19 protein-coding genes are annotated in these 23,490 nt (G+C 71.0%); 12 read left to right on the top strand and 7 right to left on the bottom strand.

What is annotated here, in order from left to right; all coding sequences use genetic code 11:
* The first annotated feature begins 76 nt into the window (after positions 1-76).
* Both WME75_RS36940 and WME75_RS36935 read left to right on the top strand, forming a co-directional pair.
* Positions 77-664, top strand: a complete 588-nt coding sequence (locus tag WME75_RS36940) for a TIGR00725 family protein (RefSeq protein ID WP_437481015.1) — start codon at positions 77-79, stop codon at positions 662-664.
* A gap of 209 nt (positions 665-873) precedes the next feature.
* Positions 874-2,526 carry a serine/threonine protein kinase gene (locus WME75_RS36935; protein ID WP_437481013.1) on the top strand — a complete coding sequence of 551 codons (1,653 nt, stop codon included), beginning with the start codon at positions 874-876 and terminating at the stop codon, positions 2,524-2,526.
* A 21-nt stretch (positions 2,527-2,547) separates the two neighbouring features.
* Here WME75_RS36935 and WME75_RS36930 read toward each other — a convergent pair whose 3' ends face one another.
* From WME75_RS36930 to WME75_RS36915, 4 genes are all read right to left on the bottom strand, one after another.
* A complete protein-coding gene (locus WME75_RS36930) occupies positions 2,548-2,991 on the bottom strand; it encodes an RES family NAD+ phosphorylase (protein ID WP_437481010.1) in 444 nt (147 codons plus the stop codon).
* A gap of 17 nt (positions 2,992-3,008) precedes the next feature.
* Positions 3,009-3,467: a type II RES/Xre toxin-antitoxin system antitoxin gene (parS, locus tag WME75_RS36925; protein WP_437481007.1), complete on the bottom strand. Its 459-nt coding sequence runs from the start codon at positions 3,465-3,467 to the stop codon at positions 3,009-3,011.
* A 79-nt stretch (positions 3,468-3,546) separates the two neighbouring features.
* A complete protein-coding gene (locus WME75_RS36920) occupies positions 3,547-4,326 on the bottom strand; it encodes a nucleotidyltransferase domain-containing protein (protein WP_437481004.1) in 780 nt (259 codons plus the stop codon).
* Positions 4,323-5,624 (bottom strand): DNA polymerase beta superfamily protein, encoded by a 1,302-nt coding sequence (locus WME75_RS36915; RefSeq protein ID WP_437481001.1) that lies wholly within the window; start codon positions 5,622-5,624, stop codon positions 4,323-4,325. The genes WME75_RS36920 and WME75_RS36915 overlap by 4 nt, the downstream gene beginning before the upstream one ends.
* Positions 5,625-5,809: 185 nt before the next feature.
* Between WME75_RS36915 and WME75_RS36910 the strand changes: the two genes are divergently transcribed.
* A complete protein-coding gene (locus tag WME75_RS36910) occupies positions 5,810-7,117 on the top strand; it encodes an AAA family ATPase (RefSeq protein WP_437480999.1) in 1,308 nt (435 codons plus the stop codon).
* Positions 7,114-7,755, top strand: a complete 642-nt coding sequence (locus WME75_RS36905) for a DUF4276 family protein (protein ID WP_437480996.1) — start codon at positions 7,114-7,116, stop codon at positions 7,753-7,755. Before WME75_RS36910 ends, WME75_RS36905 begins: the two co-directional genes overlap by 4 nt.
* 26 nt (positions 7,756-7,781) lie before the next feature.
* Here WME75_RS36905 and WME75_RS36900 read toward each other — a convergent pair whose 3' ends face one another.
* On the bottom strand, positions 7,782-9,362 hold the full coding sequence (locus WME75_RS36900) for a hypothetical protein (RefSeq protein WP_437480993.1): 1,581 nt from the start codon (positions 9,360-9,362) through the stop codon (positions 7,782-7,784).
* A 362-nt stretch (positions 9,363-9,724) separates the two neighbouring features.
* On the opposite strand from WME75_RS36900, the gene WME75_RS36895 reads away from it, so the two are divergent.
* From WME75_RS36895 to WME75_RS36865, 7 genes are all read left to right on the top strand, one after another.
* The gene (locus WME75_RS36895) at positions 9,725-10,423 is read left to right on the top strand and encodes a hypothetical protein (RefSeq protein ID WP_437480991.1); all 699 of its coding nucleotides are present in this window, start codon (positions 9,725-9,727) and stop codon (positions 10,421-10,423) included.
* A 177-nt stretch (positions 10,424-10,600) separates the two neighbouring features.
* Complete coding sequence (locus tag WME75_RS36890; RefSeq protein WP_437480989.1) at positions 10,601-11,710, top strand: PAS domain-containing protein; 1,110 nt, start codon at positions 10,601-10,603, stop codon at positions 11,708-11,710.
* 211 nt (positions 11,711-11,921) lie between these two features.
* Positions 11,922-12,221, top strand: a complete 300-nt coding sequence (locus WME75_RS36885; RefSeq protein ID WP_437480986.1) for a hypothetical protein — start codon at positions 11,922-11,924, stop codon at positions 12,219-12,221.
* 59 nt (positions 12,222-12,280) lie between these two features.
* A complete protein-coding gene (locus WME75_RS36880; RefSeq protein ID WP_437480983.1) occupies positions 12,281-12,982 on the top strand; it encodes a phytanoyl-CoA dioxygenase family protein in 702 nt (233 codons plus the stop codon).
* 795 nt (positions 12,983-13,777) lie between these two features.
* Positions 13,778-15,157, top strand: coding sequence for a phosphatase PAP2 family protein (locus WME75_RS36875; protein WP_437480980.1), 1,380 nt, complete (start codon positions 13,778-13,780; stop codon positions 15,155-15,157).
* 89 nt (positions 15,158-15,246) lie between these two features.
* Positions 15,247-17,934, top strand: a complete 2,688-nt coding sequence (locus tag WME75_RS36870) for a hypothetical protein (protein ID WP_437480977.1) — start codon at positions 15,247-15,249, stop codon at positions 17,932-17,934.
* A gap of 78 nt (positions 17,935-18,012) precedes the next feature.
* Complete coding sequence (locus WME75_RS36865; protein ID WP_437480974.1) at positions 18,013-18,885, top strand: DNA-formamidopyrimidine glycosylase family protein; 873 nt, start codon at positions 18,013-18,015, stop codon at positions 18,883-18,885.
* A 121-nt stretch (positions 18,886-19,006) separates the two neighbouring features.
* On the opposite strand, the gene WME75_RS36860 is transcribed toward WME75_RS36865, so the two are convergent.
* On the bottom strand, positions 19,007-21,049 hold the full coding sequence (locus WME75_RS36860; protein ID WP_437480972.1) for a hypothetical protein: 2,043 nt from the start codon (positions 21,047-21,049) through the stop codon (positions 19,007-19,009).
* 364 nt (positions 21,050-21,413) lie between these two features.
* Between WME75_RS36860 and WME75_RS36855 the strand changes: the two genes are divergently transcribed.
* A complete protein-coding gene (locus WME75_RS36855; protein WP_437480969.1) occupies positions 21,414-22,238 on the top strand; it encodes a LamG domain-containing protein in 825 nt (274 codons plus the stop codon).
* A 220-nt stretch (positions 22,239-22,458) separates the two neighbouring features.
* On the opposite strand, the gene WME75_RS36850 is transcribed toward WME75_RS36855, so the two are convergent.
* The gene (locus WME75_RS36850) at positions 22,459-22,830 is read right to left on the bottom strand and encodes a hypothetical protein (RefSeq protein WP_437480966.1); all 372 of its coding nucleotides are present in this window, start codon (positions 22,828-22,830) and stop codon (positions 22,459-22,461) included.
* Positions 22,831-23,490: the final 660 nt, after the last annotated feature.

Here is a 23,490-nt window from a genome sequence, read left to right as displayed (position 1 = left end):
AGCGACACGATGCGCCTCGCGACCGGGCCGCGCGCCACGTGACGCGGCGGCTCGCGGTCGCCGGAGCGGAGCCGTGATGGACGACGATCGGGAAGAGGAGGACACGAAGAGGGACATCGCTCCCTACGTGCCGCGCCGCCCCGTGATGGCGGTGATCGGCAACGGCCTCGCGCTGGACGCGGAGACCGAGGCCCTGTGCGTCGAGCTCGGGCGGCGCGCCGTCGAGGCGGGGTTCCGGCTCGTCACCGGCGGGCTCGGGGGCGTCATGGCCGCCGTCTCGCGCGGCGGGCGCGAGGCGGCGACCTGGCGAGACGGCGATATCGTCGGGCTCCTGCCCGGGTACGAGGCCTCCGCGGCCAACCCGTACGTGGACATCGTCGTCCCCACCGGCCTGCAGATCGGGCGCAACATCCTTGTCGTCGCGGCGGCCGACGTCGTCGTGGTCGTCGGCGGGGGCGCGGGCACGCTGAGCGAGATCGCCGTCGCCTGGCAGCTCGGCAAGCCGCTGCTCGCGCTCGCGGCGAGCGGGGGCTGGGCGAGGCAGCTCGCCGGAGGGCGCGTGGACGACCGGCGCTCGGATCACATCGCGTCGGCCGCGAGCGCGGAAGAGGCCGTCGCGGCGGCGTGGGACCTCGCCGGCCGCGGCCGCGCCGGCCGGGCTTGAGCCGCCTCCGCCGGCACGACGAAGACTGGCGCTCTGGCGGCAGCGCGCGTGACGTGGCCTGTCGGGAGATCGCGGCACGCCACTCCTGACCTCGGATCGCGGGCCGTTGTGCCCGAGCGTCGATGAGCGAAGAGGGCCAGTGTCCCCGGGCCACCTCCACGTGGGCCGTCGAGCCGGCCGCGAGGCAGCCCGTGCTAGGCTCGGCGCCGATGTCCGGAGCGGAAGAGGAAGAGGTCCGTCGGCTGAAGGCCCGCGTCGGGACGATCTTCCACGGGAAATGGCGGCTCGACGCGCTGATCGGGGCGGGGGGAATGGCGGCCGTCTACGCGGCCACCCATCACGTGGGGCACCGCGTGGCCATCAAGGTCCTGCACCCGGAGAGCGCCGTGTCGCGCGAGCTCCGCGCCCGCTTCGAGCAGGAGGCGCTCGCCGCCACGCGGCTCGGCCACCCGGCCGCGGTGCAGGTCCTCGACATCGACGTGACCGAGCAGGGAGAGCCGTTCCTTGTCATGGAGCTGCTCGACGGGGAGAGCCTCCGCGAGCGCGCTTTGCGGCTCGGCAGCGTCCCCTTGCCCGAGATCCTCGCCCACGTGGACACGCTCCTCGAGGTGCTCCGGGCCGCGCACGACGCCGGGATCGTCCATCGGGACATCAAGCCGGACAACCTCTTCGTGACGCGCGACGGGCGGCTCAAGGTGCTCGATTTCGGGATCGCGCGCATGAAGCAGGGCGGCGCCGGGCTGAAGACGCGGACGGGCGCGATGCTGGGCACGACGAGCTACATGGCGCCGGAGCAGATCCTCGGGAGGAACGTGGACGGGCGGGCCGACCTCTATGCGGTGGGCGCGACGATGTTCACCCTGCTCGCGAACCGGCGGCTCCACGACGCGGACGCGCTCACCGAGGGAGAGCTCCTCGTGAAGATGAGCACGACGCCGGCCCCCCCGCTCGCGACCGCCGCGCCCGGGGTGGATCCGCGGGTCGCGCGCGTCGTGGACCGCGCGCTCGCCTTCCAGGTCGAGCGGCGCTACCCGGACGCGCAAACGATGCTCGCCGACGTGCGCGCGGTGCGCCGGGGCGAGGAGCCCCCGTTCGCGACGGCGGTGCCGGCCGCGTCGGCTGTCTCGACGGCGCCTCCGCCGGCTCGAGCCCATCCGGGCGCGAGCGCCGCGCCTCTACCGCGCGCGCCGGGACCGCCGCAGCTCGCCGTCGTCGGCGGGGTGGCGGTGCTCCTCTTCTGCGTGGGCCTCGGGGCGGTCCTGCTGCTCTGGCCCTCCCGCGATCGGGGCGCTCGCGAGGGCGGCGCGCCGACCCCGGTGTCCCTCGAGGACATCGCGCAGGCCCAGAGCTCCCTGGCGCCCGCGGCCAGCGCCGCCGGCTGCGCGCCGGGCGTGCCTTGCTCCTGCGGGGTCGGCAGCCCGGGAAACGCGCCGAAGAGCTGCCTGCTCACGTGCGGCGAGGCGTCCGGCTGCAGGCCGAGCTGCGCCGATCGCGAGGTCTGCGAGAGCCGCTGCGCCGGCGACTGCCAGTCCTCCTGCGCGAGGAGCACGTCGTGCGACACGAGGTGCACGGACAACTGCTCTGTCGAGTGCCGCAACGCGGAGACGTGCCAGGCCACCTGCGGCGCCGGCTGCTCGGCCACCTGCGAGGACGTGGGCCAATGCCGCTCCGTCGTGGGCGACGGCAGCATCGTGCGGTGCAACCGGGTTGGAGGGTGTGAGGTGACCTGCACGGGCTCGTGCGCGGTGTCGTGCTCGAATACCGGAGGGGGATGCCCGGTGACGTGCCAGGGGCGGGGCCCCGCGGTGAAGTGCCGCGACGGTCACAAGGCGTGCGGGGACGGCTGCTCGCTGCCGCGGTGAGGCGGCCCTGGCCGGGCATCTTCATCTGAACAGGCGCGGATCGAACCGAAACGGAACGGGCGCTGATATCCGCAGCGTCCCGAAGGCGGGATGCTTCGGATTCAGAAGGATATTGTTCTCGGCTGGGAGGATCGCGCTCGGAACCCGCAGCAGCAGACCGGCAGTACCGGCCACCCAGCCATCGCCGATTTGCTGCACCTCGGCGGGCGGAGGAGAGTCCGCCCACCCTGGCGGGAGCGTCCCTTGGTCGACGTCCGTCAGATACGAGGAATCGAAGTCGACCCGAATGAGCGAATACGCGTCCAGCGGCGCTGTCGCCTGGAGATGCACCAGCACTTCCAGCGCACACAGGGAGAGCGACTCGCCAAGGTAGACCATCGCCGTGCCGGGGCTGTTCCAGCGGCCACCGTACAGGCGAGCACCTTCGCCGCTGAATGCGTCGTGAGCGAACTTGGTCTTGAGCAAACGCCACGCTGTCGACATCAGACGGCGACGCCGTGCTCCAGGCGTCCTATGAGGTTCTCGACCTCGCGGGCGCCCACGTCGGTCGAGGCGAACTCGAGCGGCGTGGATCCTCCGAGCGCTCTCTGCGGCGTCTCCAGCCACCGCTTGGCCGCGTCCCGGTCACCTTCGAACAGGTCGATGGTCAGCGCGAACACGCGGGAGGCGCGGAGCAGCCGGTCGGATTCTTCAGGCTGAAGCTGGCCCGCTGTCTTGCGGCGCACGAGCGTGCGATCCGTGATCTGGATCATGTGACCCAGCTCGGTGAGCGACAGATTGGTTTCTCTGGAGAACCTGTCCAAGGCCCTGTAGGCGAAGCCTGCGCGCACGGCAGCCGTGAGCGACACCGGATCCGTCTTGGGGAGGCCAAGCAGGACCGTCGCGTACCGGTTCGAGGCCGCCAGGCGTTGGGGGCTCGAGGAGGGGCCTTTGGGTGCCATTTGGCGTAAATGTACCCGCCATGTGGCGCGAGGTCAAGCGCCCCTCTCTCCCGGCACAGCTCTCCTGGCCGACCGCGCCTCACAGCCGCGCCTTGCGCAGCGCGAGCAGCCAGTCGTTGAGCTCGCCCTGGTTCGGGGGCTCCTCCGGCAGCGCGGCGTGATCGTGGGCCGCCTCCAGGGTCGTGAAGGCCCGGGAGATCTGCTCTGTCCAGCGCGCGGTGATGTCGGGGGCGAGCGCCGACTTCTCTCCGGCGCGCTTGGCCTCGATCAGCTCGCGCGCGGCGCTGAAGCCGTAGAGGTCGAGGAGCGCGGTCACGTCGGTGACGAGCTCGCCTGTCCGGAGCGCGTGGGCGCCGGTCAACGTGGTCCTGAGGACGTAAAGGAGCTTCTTCGCCGACGCGCGGCCGCCCGCCTCCCAGGCGCGGAGCTGGCTCGTGGCGAAGCCGACGTAATGGCGGAAGATCCGGCGCGACAGCGCGGCGGCGACGAGCGGGCGGAGCGAGGCGAGGTCGGGATCGACGTGGAGCTGGAGAGGGCCGAGGATCCGCTCGATGTAGTTGCCGTTGCCCTGGAGGACGCCGAGCAGGACGGGGTGGATCTCGTTCGACGTGTAGTCGATCTCGACGCCGTCGATGACCTCCATCCGCTCGGGGCTCGCGTTGCTGCGGAGCAGGCCGAGCAGCTTCTCGGTGGGCTCGACGTGCACCGCCTTGAGATCGAGGTCGCTGTCGGGCGAGGGGAAGCCGTAGGCGTGCGCGCCGCTCAGGGCGATGACGAGGTGCGGCCGCCTGGCCTCCTCCTCGGCGATGACGCGCGCCGCGACCTCCTGCTGCTTTGCATCGAGCACCTGAGTGTTCATCCCTCGTCCCTTCTTTCATCGTCGCCGCGCGCGCGCCCGGCGTCTCCCTCGTCCCAGACCGCGACCGGCGCGGGGGGAGCGTCCTTGCCGAGCGGGCCCGGCGCCGCGGCGACGTGCCGCCGGGCGATCTCCTCGCGGACGCGCCGGAGGAGCGCGTCGGCGCGGGGCACGTCGGGGTGCGGCGGCAGCTTCGTCGCGAGCCGCGCGGCCTCCAGCTCGGGCGTCATCGACTCGGCGAGCTCGATCGTCCGGTCGAGCGGCCAGGCGCCGGTCTTGATGGCGAGGAGCGTCTCGCGGAGATCGCCCTGCACGACCAGATCGACCTCGCCGTCGCGCAGCCAGCGGATCGCGGTCGCGATGAGGCGCACAAGGTTGTAGGCGTTCTTGGGGCGGAGGTCGCGGGCGGGGTCGAGCGGGGCACGGCCCTCTCGCGCGAAGGCGGCGAGCGAGGCGAAGTCGCGCGCGGGCAAGAGGCCCTGATCGTGGAGCGAGCGGTAGAGCTGCTTGATGTACTCCTTCGCCTGGAGCTCCCGGTCGGCCTCGGTCGGCGCGGCGCGCGGGCTGATGGCGGCGAGCTTGCGGGCGACGTCGTCGAGCGACAGCGCCGGGTCGTCCGAGAGCCAGTCGAGCACGCGCTCGCGGTGCTCGGCGAGCCGGTGCGCCTGCGAGAGCCGCTTGAGCTGCGAGAGCGCGTAGCGGCCGAAGCTGCCGTAGATGGCCGACGAGACGAACGCGGCGCGCGCCTCGAGGATCCACGCGCCGATCTCGTCGCGCGCCTCGGCGGTGCGGACGAAGAGCAGCTCGAGGGTGTTCGGATCGGCGCGCAGGGCCTGTCGGATGGCCTTCTCGACCTCCCAGTACGAGGCGCTGCCGTCGGTGCTCACGAGGTCCCGCGGCGGCTCGGCGAGGCCTGTGGTCCAGGGGAAGGGGAGGGCGAAGACGCCGCGCCGGTCGGTGTCGGACCCCTCGTGCGCGAGCCCCCACGCGCGCGACCCCACGACGGCCTCGAGGACGACGGCGGGCAGGAGCGCGTCCCAGGCGGCGCTGCGCCGCTCCGCGTGCCGCACCTGGCCGGTCTTGCGCGGGACGAGCTCGTCGCGGCGGTAGCGGACGACGCCGACGCCGACGAGCATCACGTCGAGCTCGGCGCCGGCCGAGCCGACGACGCGCCCGACGGCGCCCTGGGGGACGCGGCGCTCGCCGAGGACGCGGTCGACCCGGGTGGTCACCTCGGTGCCGTGGGGAAGGGGGACGGCGAGCGGATCGAGGTGGGTGAGGCCGCGCAGGCGGAGCTCCATGAGAGGACGCTACCATGCGGGAGGGCGTGGCCGAGCGGGCTCGTGCGGGACGTACGCCGCGGCTTTCCTGGCCTTGCGGAGGTCGTCCGAGAGGGATCGAGCGTGGTGGGGCGGGGCCCTGACGCGCGGCGAGTCCTGCTGGGGGCCAGTGCGCCGGAGGGTCGGCTGCGGTACGGTGGCCGGCGATGATCACGCGGATCGAGGTCGATGGGTTCAAGTCGCTCCGCGGCTTCGCGCTGGACCTGGAGCCGCTGACGGCGATCGTGGGCGCCAACGGCGCGGGCAAGTCGAATCTGCTCGACGCGCTGCACCTCCTGTCGCGGCTCGCCCAGACCAGCGTCATCGAGGCGCTGAAGAGCGGTCGCGGTGCGATCCGGGATCAGTTCTCGCGGCTGCGGGATGGAGCGGCGGAGAGGATCAGCATCTCGGTGGAGATGCTTCTTGATACAACCAGGGATCCTCCTTGGGAGGAGCCGTCCGTAACGAGGGTGCTCCACAGGACCGAGATCGGGCGCACCGTCCTTTCTTCAGGGCTCGAGGATATCACCATCGACGAACAGCGCTTCGTCATCCTCGATGGTCCGGCGGCGGATACGTGGATCGCGCGGCATCCTGCGCTGGTGCCGTTGGCTCGTTACAATGTCCCGTTTGGCGGGCATAGGGAAAGCGTTTTTAAGCTGGAGGGCACACGACCGGTCGCCGGGCCGGACACTCGGGCCGTTCGTTGGAGTCACTTCGGACTGGAGTGGGACCCTGGCTCCCTCGGAGCCCTTTCGGGTCGTGGCGTTATGGCGGGAGCACGCCCCGCGAGCCTGCTCGGCAAAGTTGCGAGAGAGCTCAGCGCGATCCGCATGATCCATTTCGAGCCTTCCAAGCTTCGCCTCTCCAGCGATCGCGCTGCAGGACCTACGCTCGCGGCCGACGGCTCCAACCTACCTACGGCGCTCGCCGCGCTGGCCCCCGAAGCGCGAGCTCAGATCCGGGCGGATCTCGCGGAGCTCATCTCGGGTTTTCGATCGTTCGAGGTTGTTCCGGCCGACGAAGAACTCCGGCTGGAAATGGAGTTCACGGACGGCGCCCGCGTGCCCGCCCGCGTGCTCTCGGACGGCACATTGCGCCTCATTGCGCTGCTCACGCTTCTGCGTGGCTCGCCGCCCGGTGTGCTGATCGCCGTCGAGGAGCCGGAAAATGGTATTTATCCCGGTCGCCTGCGCGCGCTCATGGACAAGCTTATCGACGCGACCACGCCCAAGGGCGACGTTCTCCCGCCGCAGGTGCTGCTCACGAGCCACTCGCCGGCGATCCTCGCCGCGCTCCACGGAAGGCCCGAGTCGCTCGTCTTCGCGGATCTCGTCCGGCGGGGTGACGACCTCCGCTCCACGCGGATGCGCCACGTGCGCGCTGCCGACGGCCCGGAGCGCGACCCGAGCACCGTCTCCCGGCGGGAGATCGAGCGCATCCTGGACGCCGCGCGCCCGGAGGACGAGGCGTGAACTGGCTGTGCGCAGGAGTTTACGCCGAGGGCCCCACCGATGACCGGTTCCTCTGCAATCTGCTCAACCGGATCTTGCCGCCTCTCGCCGCCGAGATCTGCAAGAGCGTCCCCTATATAGATGACGCCCGGCGCATCAGTGAACCGCGACAATCGCGAGGCGCGAGCCGGGAAGAGCGGATCGCCGCCGCGATCGAGGAGAGCTGGAGCGAGTGCAACCTGTTCGTCGTGCACAGCGACGGCGAGGGCGCGCCCGATGAGGTGCGGCGCGAGCGGATCGAGCCGGGCCTCGCCCGCGCGCGGCGCGCGCGCCCCGATCTCGCCGCGGCCGCCTGCGTCCCCGTGCGGGAGACCGAGGCGTGGATGCTGGCCGACCCCGAGGCGTTCTGCAGGATCTTCGAGACCGACCGGATGCCGCCGCTGCCCTCCAACCCAGAAGCGGAGTCCGATCCGAAAAAGGTCCTGGAGACGGCGCTTTGTGCCCTGGGCGCGCGGATGGGTCGAGGCGTGGAGGATTACTACGCCCTGCTCGGGGCCGAGGTGCGCCTCGATTCCCTGCGACGCCTTCCGGCGTTCCAGCAGTTCGAAGAGGAGCTGCGGAAGGCGATCGCCGCCATCGCGGCCCCGGCCGGCGCATGATCAACCTGGATGATGGCCCCCGGCGGTCATCGCTCGACAAGCAGCGCCGGGCTGCCCGAGAGGGCGAGCGTCACCTTGCCGCCGCTCGCGTCGGCGGAGGTCTTCGCGCCGTCCCACGCGTGGACATCGAACCCCGTGCGCGTCGCGAGCTCGACGTTCGCGGACGCGTCCTCCGTGTCGCTCGGCGTCACGGCCCAGAGGGCGATGCGGCGTTTGCCGTCCTTCTCGAACACGGCGCCTCGCGCGTCCCGCGGCAGCGCGAGCTCCCTCGTCGCGCCGTCATCGTAGGACGCGCCGAAGAGCACCTCGTTGAGGGTGGTGTACGCCTTGCCGAGGTCGGTCTTTGTCGCCTGATCCACGCTGTCGAGGGCGCCGACGTCGTTGTAGAGCCCCATGTGCGCGAACACATCGTCGCTCCCCTCCTCGCCGTTCGATAGAATGAACCAGTCGACGCCCCCGATGCCGTGTGCCTGCGCCATGGTCATCATCTTGATGAGATAGTTGCGCGCGTACTCCGGGCTCCCCACCTCCGGGTACTCCGGCGTCGGCGCGAGCGGCGCGCCGTTCTCCGAGACGTTCCACCCCTGCACCTGCGCGCCGGCGTCGGCGAGCGCCGCGGCGAGAGCGTCCTTCGATGCGAGGAAATCGTCGACGGACGCGTCCGAGCTCTTCGGACTGAAGATCGGGTAATAGTGGAAGTCGAGGACGTCGACGTAGGCGCCGCCCTTCTCCGGGTAATCCGGCGTGACCGCCCCGCCCTCCGGGTTGTCGGTGTAGCGCAGGATCGCCGAGAGGAACGCCGGGTATCCGATGCCCCCCGTCGCGATCAGCGCGTCCGGGTCCGCCTTGCGCGCGGCCTCCTTCGTGACGCGCAGCATTCTTATGTAGTCGAATATCGATCCGTTGAACCGGGGGAGATCGGCGGCCCTGGGCGGCTCGGTGACCCACGTCTCGGTGACGCGCCAGTCGGCCACCCAGTCGGGCTCGTTCCACACGTGCCACACCTGGATCCAGTCCTTGTAGGTGTCCACCGTCCGGTACACGTAAGAGGCCCACGCGTTGCCCGGGTTCACCGTTCCGTCGGCCGAGAAGATCGGCTCGTAAAGGCTCTTCGGGATGTAGTGCTCGTTCTGCCAGTCGGCCGCGCCGGGCGGCGCCGTCGTCAGCTCCACCGACTCGGATCCGATGAGAAACCCGATGTGCTCGGCCATGCCCAGGGCCGCATACGACCGGATATCCCCGAGCTCGATATCGTATCCCCACGCCGCGAAATGGGCCGCTGGGAGCTTGACGCGGAGGCTGCGGACGCCCGCTCGGGCCGCGAGCGTCCCCTCCTTGTCGTCGCCCCAGGCCGCATTGCGGTGGCCGAGGTTGGCGCCGTAACGAAACGCGCGAGGGAGCCCGGCGTTTCCTCCTCCGCCGGAGCCGGCGCTCGCACCTCCGCCGGAGCCGGCGCTCGCACCTCCGCCGGAGCCGGCGCTCGCACCTCCGCCGGAGCCGGCGCTCCCTCCTCCCCCGGAGCCGGCATCGCTGCTGCCCGGCGACTCGTCCCCCGAACCACACGCAACGATCGCTGAAGCGCACAGCAGAACGGACCATCGACGCATGAACATGCCTCCTCCCGGCGGATGCCGGGAGGTCAGCGTAGGGGATCCGGCGCCAGCGAGCCCGTCCGGTCTCCGGCCTCCGAGCGCGCGCCTGCGGGCCACGCGGCGGTCTCGGCCCAACCTGGGCGACCCTGCCCGGCTCCTGCATCACCCCGAGTGAGGAGCGGGGGCTGTCCACTGGCACAAATCATTTGAGCCAAGATGAGCCATGTCGGCTGGCTACCGTCGAACGGAGCGCGTAAAAAGCCGATCAGTCGAGTTGGCTCGCGAATTGCTCTTCGGTGGGCTCGTGCTCGGGATCGGCGGCAGCTCGTGACACACGGAGCCGCCAGTCCCGACCCGTAGCTTGGGAGGAGAGACGAATGAACAAGATGTTCAGGGGTTTTGGGTCGCTCGCGGCAGCCGGCGTGGCATTCGTGGCTGGGCTCAGCGGTTGCGCTTCGCAACCTGATGACGAGGCGGCGCTCGGATCAATCAGCTTGCCGCTCGCGGCGGAGGCGCAGTCCGGAGCGCGATATCGGCTCCGTAACGCCACGTTCGAGATCCGGAGCGGATACTACTGGTACGACGGGGCGGGCGGAGCCGTCACCACCGGCGGCGGGGAGGGCGGCAGCGGGAGCAGCAACCCTCTGTTGACGATCAGTAGCGAGGACGAAGATCCTGACGCGACGTCCATCCTCGTCGATCTGGAGCAGGGCTCGTACAACGTCAGCCTGCTTCCAGGGTGGAACTTCGAGAAGGTCGAGGGCGGCACGGCGACGGAGGTCGAGGCCACGCTGCTATCGTCGCAGACGGTCTACGTCTACGTCTCGCCGCATTCGACGACCTGGGCTCAGTATCGGTTCGGTATCGGGGACAGCGCGCTGTGGCTCAACGGCAAGCTGAACGTCAGCATCGACGTCTACGAACACCCGGACGAGTACTACGGCAACGGGGGAGCGGGCGGCGGGTACGGCGAGGGCGGGTACGGCGAGGGCGGGTACGGAGCCAACACGAGCGTCGGCGTCGGCGGCGCCGGCGCTTACGGCAGCTCGGGCGGCGCCGGCGGCGGCTCGCCGTAACTCGACAGCTCGACCAGCGGCGCCGGCGGTCAGCGCCGGCGCCGGGAGGTGATCTGGCCTTCGCGCCCGCGTAGCCGCTGATAGGAACTTGATCTGCGGACGGGGCTCAGGGTTACGCTGGCGCGCAGCGAGACCCCCGGCAGCCGGCGGGCGGCGCGCCTGAAGATGAGGGACCACGTGCACACTCTTGCCCGATCGCCGCTCGCGGTGGTCGAATACGGCCTGGATCTCGCGATCGCGGAGTGGAACGAGAGCGCCGCGCGACAGCTCGGCATCTCGAGACAGGACGCGATCGGCCGGCCGATCGCCGAGCTGCTGCCCACGCCCGAGGACGATGGATTATGGCGGCGCCTGCTCGACGAGGACAGCGGGGAACGGCGCCTGCGCCACGCCCGGCGCGACGGGGGCCACGTGGCGTGCGCGTGGGCTCACCACCGCGTGCTCGATCCCCGGGGCGAGGCGGCCGGCGTGCTGTGCATCGGCCGCGACGTGACGGTCGAGATCGAGGCGTCCCGGCGCCAGGCGGAGCAGCAGGCGATCCTCCGCGCCCTCGTCGACAACCTGGATGTCGTCGTCTGGGCCTCCGACGGCCGCGGCGTGTTCACCTACTATGACGGCAAGGCGCTCGCGTCGGCCGGCATGAAGCCAGGGCAGCTCGTCGGGCTGAACAATTTCGACCTCTACAAGGAGCACGAGACCGTGGGGTTGCGCACTGCCCTTCGAGGGGAGCCGATCCACAACGTCATGGAAGCGAACGGAAAGCCCATCGAGAACTGGTTCGTCCCGGTCCGAGGCGAGGGGGGCGAGGTGGACGGGGTGGTCGGCATCACCCTCGATCTCACCGAGTCGCGGCGCGCGGAGCAGGAGCTCCGGGAGCGGCTCTCGCTCATCGAGCGGCAGCAGCAGGTCATCCGCCAGCTCTCGACGCCCATCCTCCAGGTCTGGAGCGGCGTGCTGGCGCTCCCGATGATCGGCGTGGTCGACAGCGCGAGGACCGCGGAGGTGATGGACAGCCTGCTCCAGGCGGTCGTGCGCACCCAGGCCCGCTTCGCGCTCCTGGACCTGACCGGGGTCGAGGCGGTCGACACGAAGACCGCGAGCTACCTCGTCGAGCTGGTCCGCGCGATCCGGCTCCTCGGCGCCGAGGGGATCATCACCGGGATCCGGCCGAGCGTCGCCCAGACGGTCGTCTCGCTCGGGCTCGACCTCTCCGAGATCACGACGCTCTCCGACCTCCAGGCGGGCCTCAGGCACTGCATCGGGCGCACGCTGGGCGGACGCACGTAGACTCCCGCGGCGCGTTGACATCGGCCCTGGTCCGGCGAATACTGCGCCTATCGGGCTGCTCCGAGCCCGGCTCCTCGCCTGCCGCCGGCACGGCTCGCGTGAGGGGCGAAGAGGGCGCTGCCCTTCGGCGGTCGTGGCTCGTGATGCTGCCGCTCTCCCGTCGGTGCCGGCCGACAAGGATCGATCTCGGCAGATCACCTGGACAGGCCCGATGGGGAACCGTCACCACCACAAGAAGCTGCGCGCGGACGTTCGGGCCAGGATGGCCAGGACCGGCGAGAGCTACCAGAGGGCCCTCGCGCGGATCCTCGACGAGCGCTCCGCGCCGGCGCCCGCGCGCGGCGTCGATCTCGTGCCGATCGCGTACTTCGGCGCGCCGGCCGCGCTCGCGACGTTCGAGATCGCGGGGCGGCTCGCATGCGTCATCGTATCGAGTCCGCTTCGTCAGCGACCGTTTCCCCACGATCCCCTCGTCGCGCTGGCGATGCGTGGGCCTCGGACCGTCCATTGAGTGATCTTCGCGAGCTCGACTGCCGCGAGGTCATGATGAGCATTTCAACGAGAGATCGAATGGACGCCTTCCGCGCGCGAGGCTTCTTCGTCGTGCGCGATTTCCTCGACGCCGAGGGGCGCGCCGAGCTCCGTCGCGCGTGCGACGTCGCGCTCCTGCACACACGAGCGCTCTCCCGGGAGACGGGTCACTCGACCCCGAGGATCTCGCTCCTCACCGACGGCGTGGCCTGCCTTCAGGACGACCCAGGTGCGCTGGAGCGCATCGCTGCGTTGATCGGCTCCCCACGCGTCTGCGCGCTGCTCTCCGGCCTGGCGTGTCCGGGGGAGGAGGACACGCCGCGCCTAAAGGACGCGCACTATTACCACGAGCCGACCAGGCGGGACTGGGACGGGGACTGGCATCGAGACAGCCAGCTCGGCCAGGCCGATCCCGAGGTCGAGCGCGCCATCGTCGCGACGACGACGTCGGTGCACTTCCGGTTGGCGCTCGAGGACGACGACCGGCTCGAGATCGTGCCCGGATCCCACGCCCGCTGGGACACTCCGGATGAGCTCCGGATCCGCCGAGGCGCCGATCGGACCACGCCGGACATGCCGAACGCCGCGCGCGTCGCCCTGCGAGCCGGGGATGCATGCGTCTTTCACGCGTGGTCCATTCACCGCGCGACCTACCTCCGGGCGCCTCCTCGTCGCACGCTCGACGCGCTCTACGCGTTTGCGCGTCCGACCGTGCGCCGGTGGACTTCGCCGGGGGTATGAGGCGCGACCGGCCGCGCTGTCACGACGCGACAGGTGGGCGATGTCGGCGGAGACGAGGGGCAGGCCGAAGCCGGAGCGCATCGTGGGGCATCGCTCCGGGGCGCCGAGCCCTCCTCCGGCGCGCGGCCGCAACGACTCGTAGCCTGTCTGCACGGTCGAACCACCCTCTCTCAGGGGCAAGGCGCAGATCCTGAGCAACGCTGCCTGACCAGGCACGGTGCAGCGCGCCAGTCACCTCCGTCGTCCGTGCGAGGTCGTCCGCATGGGTCTGAATGGCATGGTCGCCCCACCCTCGCTGCGCCCGCGAGCGCTCCGGGCGCACGGCACGGCCGCGCAGCACGGACATCCTTCAGGATCCGCTCTTGTGCCCACCGCAGATCTCCCAAAAGGAGCTCGTGATTCGAGATGCGGCGGCGGTTGCGCGCAGCGGGCCCGGCTGATAGTGTAGAATTCAATACAACGCGTGCCTTCTTGGAGAGTGGCCAAAACGAAGCGTGACGCCCGGTAGACGGCATGTGTGCTCGATCGCTGGCGTCATGCAGAGATGCACCTCCCGCCGAGGAGTGACCGGCGGCCGATGGCGCACGCCCCAGACGGCCACGCTCACCTGCGTCCGGCGTCGAACGGACAAAGGCTGATTGCGCGCTTGGTTGCTCGCTTAGCTTGGTTCACCACGCCTCTCGATCCTTGTGTGGTCCTTCATCCCGATGACCATCACGACGGCATTGCCGGCGATGATCGTCCTCGAGGACTCGATCAAAGGAGCCTTTCATGAATTGCTCAATCGCGAGATGGATGCCCATCTCATTCGCTGTCGCAGCCACCTGTCTGCTCGGAGGTCGAGCGTCCGCGCGCGCGCCGGAGGGGCACGGAGATCCGCTGAACAGAGACGCGGTCCTCGACTGGAACGCTGTCGCGCTGGACGCAGTTGCAGAGGATTACAGCGGCGACGCCGGGCCGACGGACCAGCCCGGGGCGACGCGCGTCTCACGAGCCCTCGCGATCGTCCACGCGGCGATCTTCGACGCCGTGAACTCGATCGTCAGGAGATATGAGCCGTACTCCGTCCGTCGCCGCGCGCCGGGTGCATCCATCGACGCGGCGGTGGCCACGGCAGCCCACCGCACGCTGACCGCGCTGTATCCGAGTCAGGCGTGGATGATCGACGACAGGCTCGACGAGTACCTGGCGGAGATCCCCGAGAGCCATGCCAAGGAGGACGGTCGTGCGCTGGGCAGCACCGTCGCCAGCAAGATCCTCGCCGAGCGGGAATACGACGGGGCCGAGGAGCCCATGGATTACACCCCACGCCTGGCGCCCGGCCGGCATCGCGTCGATCCTCTCTATCCCGATCAGGGGTACTTGACCCCCGAATGGGGGGACGTGAAGCCCTTCGCCATCGCCAGCGGAGACGAGTTCCGGTCGCCGCCGCCGCCGCCGCTGTGGAGCCTGGCGTATGCGTTGAGCTTCTATGAGCTCTTCGCGCTGGGGGGCGACGGCGCGATCACTCCGACCTTGCGCACTCCGGAGCAGACCGTCGTCGGGATCTTCTGGTCGTACGACGACGCCCCGCGCATCGGGGTGCCGCCGCGGTTCTACAACCAGATCGCGCGGGTCCTCGCGGTCCAGGAGGGCAACTCGGAGATCGACAACGCCCGTTACTTCGCGCTGGTCAACATCGCGCTGGCCGACGCCGGCATCGCCACATGGGAGACGAAATACCATTACGACTTCTGGAGGCCCATCGTCGGGATCCGTCATGCCGACAGGGATGGGAACCCGTTCACGATAGCTGACCGGAGGTGGACGCCCGTCGGAAGCCCCGGCAGCAACCAGGGCCCGGTGCGCATGACGCCATCGTTCCCGGCGTACGTCTCCGGGCACTCGAGCTTCGGGACTGCCATGTTCCAGGTGTTGACCCGCTACTATGGTACAGATCGCATGAATTTCTGCATCATCTCGGACGAGTTCAACGGGATCACGACGGACGCGCAGGGCAATGTCCGCCCCGAGATCGACCGCTGCTATTCCAGCTTCAGCCAGGCGTCTCAGGAGAACGCGTCGAGCCGCATCTACCTGGGCGTCCACTGGAGGTTCGATGCAGTGGCCGGGATCCGTCTGGGCAAAGAGGTCGGAAACGCGGCCTTTGACAGGATCGTCCGGCCACTCCCTTGACGGCCCGCTGAGCGGGGCGCGCCGAGGCGCCTCCCGGACCGCCCGGAGACGGCCGCGCGCGCGGTCGCCTTTCCTCTATCCTCGCGCCCATGGCGCCCCGCCTGCCTCTGCTCCTCCGCCTCGCCGCCGGGCTGGAGGCCCGTCCCGTCAAGGCCGCGCTCTCGCTCCTCATCCTCGTCTCGGTGCTGCCCATCCAGGGCCTCGAAGACGAGCTCCGCCCGTACTTCCTCGGGATCTTCGGCGTGGAGCTCCTGCTCCGGGCCGCCCTCCTGCGCCAGCGCGGGCGCGAGCGGTCGCGCCTCGACGTCCTCCTCTTCGTCTTCGACGTCCTCGCCTGGGTCAGCTTCCTGCCGCTCGAGCAGCTCCTCGACGCGCACGCCGCCCACGCCCTGCCGGTGCTGCGGCTCTCGCGGCTCTTCCTGCTCCTGCGCTTCACGCGCGAGATCGCGGTCGACCTCTACGCGATCCTGACGCGGCGCGAGCTGCTCGAGCAGTTCGGGCTCGTCACGCTGGCCGTCTGGGGGCTCGCGTTCGGCGCGTCGGTGCTGCTCAGCCACCTCGCTGTCGCGCACGACTACGACGGCCGCGGCCCGGTCCCTGACACCACGTTCATCGACCGGATCTGGTGGTCCTTCCGGCAGCTCGAGAGCGCCGACAACCTCGTCGCGAACCTCCGGGTGCACCCCCTCGTCGCCGTCATCTCGCTCGGCCTCACGATGGTGGGCGTCTTCATCACGTCGTTCATCATCGGCATCGGCGCCAACGTGGTCGACCAGGTCGTGCGCGCGGCGCGGCGGCGGCCGGTCGGCTACGCGGGGCACACGCTCGTGATCGGTCCGGTGCACGAGGCGGAGATGCTGGTGCAGGAGTTCGTCCGGCTGTACGAGCGCCACCGGGCGCTCCGGAGCCTCCGGCTCTCGGAGCTCTGGGTGTGGCTCGTCCGCCGCGGGCCCCCGCCGACCCGGCACGCGTTCCCGCGGATGGCGCTCCTCGGCACCGAGAACGACCCGCCCGCGTACCTCTACGCGCCGAGGATGCGCTGGGTGGCCTACCGCAAGGGGGACAGCGCGCAGCCGGAGGCGCTCGGGCTCGTGGGCGCCGCCGGGGTGAAGCGGGCGCTGATCCTCGCGCGGCCCGACGCGGGGCCCGACGCCGACGCCGTGACGGCCATGACCCTGTCCTCGTTCCGGACGCAGAACCGGCGCGGCCACGTGTTCGTCGAGGTGCAGGAGAGCAAGAACCGCGAGCTCCTCCAGGCGGTGGGCGGGCCGGGGACGTATCCGCTCGATATGCAGCGGTTCCTCGGCTTCTTCCTGTGCCAGCACCTGATCACGCCGGGCGTGGAGTCGCTCTACACCGACCTCATGACCGCCGACGGGTCGGAGTTCTACACGCACATCTTCCTGGGCGAGCAAGCGGCGCGGACGGTCGCCGCGCTCGGCGAGGGGCCGGGCGGCGAGATCTCGTTCTCGCGCATGGCGCGCGCGGCCTGCCAGAACAACGTGGTCCTCGCGGGCGTCTTCCTCGGCGAGGCGGTGCCGGAGCGCCGGGAGGGCGAGCTCGTGCCGGCCGAGGGGCTCGTGCAGTGGCTGAACCCGCTGCTCGATCCGGTCGAGGGATCCCCGGCGTGGGCGCTCGGCGCGCGGGCGGGCCGGGTGCCCGCGCGGCGGCTCCGGGGGCTCATCGGCGTGTCGGCCACCTACGCGCCCCTCCGGCGCTACGGGCGAGAGCTCCTCATGGGCCGCGGGATCGCGCCCGCCGCGGGCGCGGATGGCGCGGGGGTGGGCGCGGATGGCGCGGGGGCGGCGCGGACGTGGGCGGCGACGCTCTCGCTGCGCCGCAGCCGCCTCAAGCGGGTGCTGATCGTCGGGTACAGCCCCGCGCTGCCCTCGTTGCTGCACGCGCTCGCGCAGTTCGTCCCGGGGATCGAGGTGACGCTCGTCCTCGGGGAGCGCGGCGACGAGCGGATGCCGCTCGCCGATCGGCTCGCCTCGCTCGGCGTGACGCTCGCGCCGGAGGGCGCGCCGCCGGGATCGAACGGGGCGCCGCTCCCGCTCCCGCGCGGCGGCAGCGCGACGGTGTACACGCAGCACGGGCACGACCTCGCCTCGCTCGCGGTGCGCTGCGCGGCGCGCGGGACGCCGGCCTCCGCGGCGGTGTTCCTGAGCGAGCCCGAGGGGCTCGATCGCGACGCGCGCACGGCGATGCGGCTCATCCGCTTCGCGCGGGCGCTGGAGAGCGGCGAGCTCGCGCGCGGCGCGCGGCTGCACGTGCTCGCGGAGTTCTCCTCGGTGGCCAAGGGCGAGCAGGTCCGGTGCCTGCTCGACGCCGGCAGGTGCGGCTTCGCCGGGCCGGATCGGCTGCGGCTCAGCCTCGTCAGCACCGAGCGCATCAAGAACTATTTCATGGTCCACAGCGCCTTCGTGCCGGGAATAACGACTCTCTACGATGAGATCCTCGACGAGGGCGGGCAGGACCTCGTGCGCGTCGAGGCGCCGCCGCTCGGCCGGACGGAGCGCGCGGACGGCGCGATCGACTTCGAGGATCTCCGGGCGGCGCTCGAGCCCCGGGGCGTGATCCCGGTGGCGGTGGAGCTCGACGACGGCGCCGTGCTCCTGAACCCCGAGCCGGGGCCGGCCCTCGCGCCGGCGCGGATCCGCGCCGTGTACGCGCTCGCGCGCAGCCAGGATCTCGTGGCCGAGGGCGATCGGCAGCCGGAGGAGCGCGACGGCGAGGAGGTCGCGCACGGCGCGGAAGCTCCGCAGATCAGCGCCTGAGCCGCGCGCCGCAGATTTCTTTTCTGCCCGATCGGAGGTCGTACGCGACCTCCGCGGGGAGATCGGTATCCTGGGGTCGTGCCGGAGCGCCCCGACCTGGAGTACGTCGTCCCGATCCTCGCGCGCGAGCTCGCCGGCGCGGTCGTGGCGGCGGCCCGGGTCGACAGCCCGGTGGTGCTGCGCGTCCTGCTCCCGGAGCGCCTCGACGCCCTCCTTTCGGGCGTGGAGATCCGGCGCGTGACGCGCCGTGCGCACGCCGTGGTGCTCGAGCTCGCCGGGGCGCGCGCGCTCGATCTCGTGATCGCCCCGATGCTGGCGGGGCGGTTCTCGATCACGCTGCCGGGGGAGACGCGGATCCCGACCGATCTCGCCTTCTCGCTGGCCCTGAAGGACGGGCGCGAGCTGCGGTATCGCGACGAGGTGCAGATGGGCAAGGTCTACGTGCTCGCGCGGGGCGATTACGACAAGATCCCCGGGCTCGAGCGGGTGGGCCTCGACGTCCTCGATCCGCGGGTGTTCACGCCGGAGGCGTTCCGCGCTGCCGCGAGCGGGCGGCCCGGCCTCGTCAAGGACTTCCTGATGGACAAGGCGGCGCTCGACTCCATGGGAAACGCGTATGCCGACGAGGTGCTCTTCGAGGCGCAGATCCACCCGAAGGCCACGGTCAAGAGCCTCTCCGAGGGGGAGCTCGACGGCCTCCACGCGGCGGTCGCCCGCGTCCTCGGCGACGCGACCCGGACGATCGCCCGGCGGGCGCCGGCGCTCGACGAGAAGCTGCGCGACTTCCTCAAGGTCCGCGGGCGCCCGGGCCAGCCGTGCCCGCGCTGCGGCGACAAGCTCCGTCGCTCGAGCATCCACGGGTACGACGCGATCTTCTGCCCGACGTGCCAGCCGGAGGAGCGGAAGGGCGCGGCCGCGGAGCTCCGCCGCGGCAAGCGCGCGCCGGGGTGAGGCGCGGGAGACGGCGACCCGGGAGAGCGCGCTCGGCTCGCGCGCCTTCACGCGCTCGACGCTCCATGATCCCCCCGGTGATCACGGGAGCTTCCCAGGGGCTCGGTGACGAGGCGGTCCGCTACAGCGTCTCGGGCAGCGGCTTCGGCGGCGCGAGCCCCTCGCTCTTGGCCCTGCACGGGATGCTCGCGCCCTGACAGCCGCACTGGTTCAGGCCGCCGTCGGTGATCTCCCCCGCCGTGCCGAGCTCCGTCTCGACGTTGAGATCGATGAAGTTGCACTCGAGCGTGGTGCGCTCGAGCGCCACCGAGGCGCCGAAGCTCGCGACGGCCGCGCCGTCGTTCCCCTCGATGCGCACGCCGGTCAACGTCGCCTCGGCGTCGCCGAGGTCCTTGGTGATCGTGACACCGTTTCCCAGGAACCCATCGGATGAGCTCCGGGTGCCGCGGACGGTCGTGTCTTCCACGGTGGCTGTCGACCCGAAGATCACGAGGCCCGACTCGACGCTCTCCTCGACGAGCGACGACCGGAGCGCGAGGTGGCCCCGCCCGGCCTGCGCTCCGAGCGAGTGGACCTCGATGCCCCGGCCGAAGCGATCGTCCGAGGCGCGCGGGAGCGTGCGGCGGACCACGACCCCTTCCAGCGTCGCGTCGGCTCCATCGATGAAGACACCCACGGTGCGGCTCCCCTCGATGACGGCGCCGCGCGCCGTGATGTCGCCGTGCAGCGCGCCGCGGGACGCCACCGCGAGCCCGATGCCGTTCCCCCCGTCGCTGTCGCGCGGGAGGGTGTCGCGCACGAGCAAGCCGTCGAGCGCGGCGCCGGAGCCGAGGATCGCGACGCCCGCGTCGCGGCTTCGCTCGACGACGACGCGCTTCAGGGTCGCCTCGGAGCGCAGGCCGTCCGCTACGTCGGCGACGATGTAGATACCCCATCCTGTCTCCAGCTTGCCCGGGTAAGGCCGCGTGTCGCGTACGACCGTGTCCTCGACGATGGCAGACGAGCCCTGGACGAAGATCCCCGCCTCCTCGTTGCCCTCGATGACGCTGCGCTGGATGGCCACCTCGCCCGGCTGGCCCCGGCTGTTCAGGCTCACGAGCACGCCCATCCCTGCGGCGTTTGTGTCGATCCCGGTGCTGTCGCGGATCACGCTGTCCTCGACGGTCGCCTCGGAGGCGATGATGTAGACGCCGGTTCCGCGGCTCTGCTCGACCACGGAGGCGCGCACCGTGATCGAGGCCGGCGCATCGCCTTCTCCCCTGTTGGCGCCGACGCCCGTCCCCCGCGACTCGCCGGACTCGAGGGTGCCTCGCACGACCGACGACTCGAGGACGAGCTCGGCTCCCGCGCTGTGCGCGCCGACCGTATGGGCCTCTTCGATCAGCGAGCCACGGACGGTGAGCTGCGCCGGGCCGTGCTCGTTGTACACCTTGACGCCCTGGGCGCCCGTTTCGTGCACCCAGACCTGCTCGACCACGACACCGCTGGATCCCGAGACCACGATGCCCACGCCCGCGCTGCGGACCGCGACCCCCCGTACCTCGGTCGCGTCGGCGCCCGCGCCCACGGAGATGGCTGCGCCCGTGTCCGGCCCGGCCCCGGCGATCTCGACCCTCGCCGGGCACCTCCCCCACAGCCGTACCGGCTTGTCGATGATCACGTCTTCTACATAGGTCCCCGCCGCGACCGCGACGATCGCGCCGGGCGCGGCCGCGACGAGGCCGTCACCGACGGTCGTCCAGGGCCTCGCCTCCGTGCCGTCGGAGTCGGTCCCTGCATAGGCGGCGTCGACGAACTGGGTCTGCTCGTCCACCGGGAGGTCGCCCCACGCCCCCTCGCCGCACGGCGCGACCTCGCGACAGGCGATCTCCCCCGGCACGGCCATCGTCCCGGCCGGGCAGGGCGCGGGCGGCAGGACGGGCGCGCACGCGCGGTCGCCCGGCGTGAAGCCGGCGCCGCAGGCCTCGGGCGGAATGCCCGCGGGCTCGCACCCCGCAGCCGTCGTGAGCTCGCCGGGCGCGCACCCCGGCGCGGCCGTCCCGCCGCCGCCGTCGCTGCCACCGCCGCCGTCCGGCGCCTCCGCAGGAGGCCCCCCGGGAGCTCCCCTGTCGCAGCCCCCCGGAAGCCACGTTGCCGTGAGCAGCAGGAGGGGCCCCAGGGCCATGGTGCGCCGGCGAGGCGCGCGTCCCGGTCGCCGGTCGGCATCGAGCGCAGCAGTCCTGGTGTTCATGAGGTGCCTTTGCACGAAAGGCCTGGGAAGTCGATCCGCGCTCCGAGCCCCGGCGCCCGCCCCCGGACCCTGCTCGACGGGCGCCGGCTCCACCCGGACGCAATGAGTCAAGAGCCCTCCCGGAGTGGCCATGAAAAGTTATGCTCTCGATGTTCCGGAGAGCGAGGCTGCAGAGCGGCTGGAGTGGTCCCTCGTGCGACTCTCGGTGACACGGCGCGGTCTTTAGGTCTATGCTGCCGGGCGCAGGAAACGCAGTATGATTTACTCCTCCCGTCGTTCACCCCATTGCCTGGCCGGTATGGCCGTTGTGCTGCTGTCGCTGCCGGGCTGTGCCCTCGACACGAGGGGCACCGGCCAGCCAGAACGATCCGAGCCTCGACCGGAACAACCCGCGGAGGGGGATACGCCTGGAGACCTCGGTGAAGCGCCCGCCGAGGCGCCGGGGAACGCACCCCCGGAAGAACCCGCCGAGGTCCCCGCCGAGGAGCCCGCGAAAGAGCCCGTGGAGGAGCCCGCGGCGCTGTGCGACGCGTCAGATCCGTCGCTGATCGCGTGCTTCGCGTTCGAGGGGGACCCCAACGACGGCTCCCGGCACAAGTTCAAGCCCGAGCGGGCGCAGAACCTGAGATACGAGCCCGGCAAGGACGGCCAGGCGCTCAGGGTGACGCGGGGGAGCAGCCTCGAATTCCGCCACGACGCCGCGTGGACCGCCCCTGCGATGACCATCGATGTCTGGATCAACCCGGCCACCCTGCCGGAGAGCGGGCGATATGCCGTGATCGACAGCGGCGGGAAGCCCTCGATCTTCCTGATGGCGGGCGGGGAGATCCGCTGCACGATGGGGGTCGAGCGGAACGTGCCTCACTCCCTCGTTCCAGGCGAGTGGACGCACATCGCGTGTCTCTCGGACGGCCAGACGCAGAGCCTCTACGTGAACGGCGTCGAGATCGACCGGAGCTCCTCCGGGGCGGTGATCGCCTCGGGCGAACAGCCCATCTTCATCGGCTCGGAAGAGCCCTCGGGCAAGGACGAGCTCGACGGCCTGCTCGGCAGCCTCCGCGTCTTCGGCCGGACGCTCTCGCCCCAGGAGATCTGCGCGGCCGCCGGCAACGACGCCTGCTGAGCGGCGCGGGCCGCGCGCCTGCCCCAGCGGGGAGCAGCGGCAACCGAGGCGGGACGGCGACGGGGAGCGGCCGCCCGTGGAGCGAGCCCCGGCGGGTGTGGCCAGGGCCGCGCGAGCGGCTTTTCGGGTGACAGCGGCGAGCCCCGGCGGGTACGGCCAGGGCTGCCAGGAGAGCGCGCGTCCGGCGCGACAGGGGGAGGAGAGGGAAGAGAGAGACGCCTCAGAAGGCGGCGTCGCGGAGCTTGGCCTTGTACTCCGCCTTGTACAGATCGTGGCAGGTCTTGCAGCTCGCCTTGGCGCCGTCGATGTCGCCCTTCTTGGCCTTCTCCACGCCGTCCTTCGAGATCGCGACCCACTTGGGCATCCCGGGCGGCGGCTTCGCCGCCACGTACTCCAGCGCCGACGCGATCTTCGCGCCGTCGCCGCTCGTGGTCGCCGACTGCATCACCGTCTTCATCCAGCCCTGCATCGGACAGGGCTTCTGTCCTTTTGCACCACAGCCGAAATCTTTGCCCTCGGCAACAGAAGCGGGGACGTCCGCCGTCCCGCCCGCGGCCCACGCCGCGCCCGCAAAGGCAATGCCGACGCTCATCAACACGGCACTCATCAAGCTCTTGCTCATCGACATCCGACGTCTCCTGTCAGGTAAGGGCAAGCTCAGCCAATTCATCGCAGCTCCGTGGCTGGATGTCAACACACCTTGACCGCCGGGCGAGCCTGCGAACACCACCGGGGCGCAGACGAGGTCCGGGGGGAAAATCTTCAACCGCCGAGCAAGGCCGCGAGCACCACCGGGCGCAGATAACGTCTGGAGAGAAAAATTTCATTCATGATGTCCGCGCCGAGGCGGTCCTGGCGCCCTCCGCGTCGCCTTGGGAAAAATCCGCTGAAAATGGATCTCGTGATCGCCGTGCGCGATGAGCGCGGACGACGATGGCGGGCGGCAAGAGCGCGTGTCTGCGATGTCGACCGAGAAGATCGAGGCGCTGACGCTCATTCGATAGCTGATCGAGGCGGGTGAGCTGAAGCCGGTCATCGATAGTCGCTATCCACTGGAAGCGATGGAACCGATGGAACCGATGACCGCGGCTCACCGGTAGATCGGCACGGGACGCAAGAAGGGGAGCGTGGTCATCACGGCGGCGCATGACGCGTCCAGCGGGACAGCGCGGTCGCCCGCTGTGCGTATCGGACTACACAGGAGGCGGCTCGCCCGCATGCTCCGAAGCGGTCCGCCCATCACAGAAACCCT

The sequence above is a fragment of the Sorangium sp. So ce1014 genome (assembly GCF_051521505.1).
GTDB lineage: Bacteria > Myxococcota_A > Polyangia > Polyangiales > Polyangiaceae > Sorangium.
Note: the sequence above shows the minus strand (reverse complement) of the source record. Positions and strands in the feature narration are given on the sequence as shown.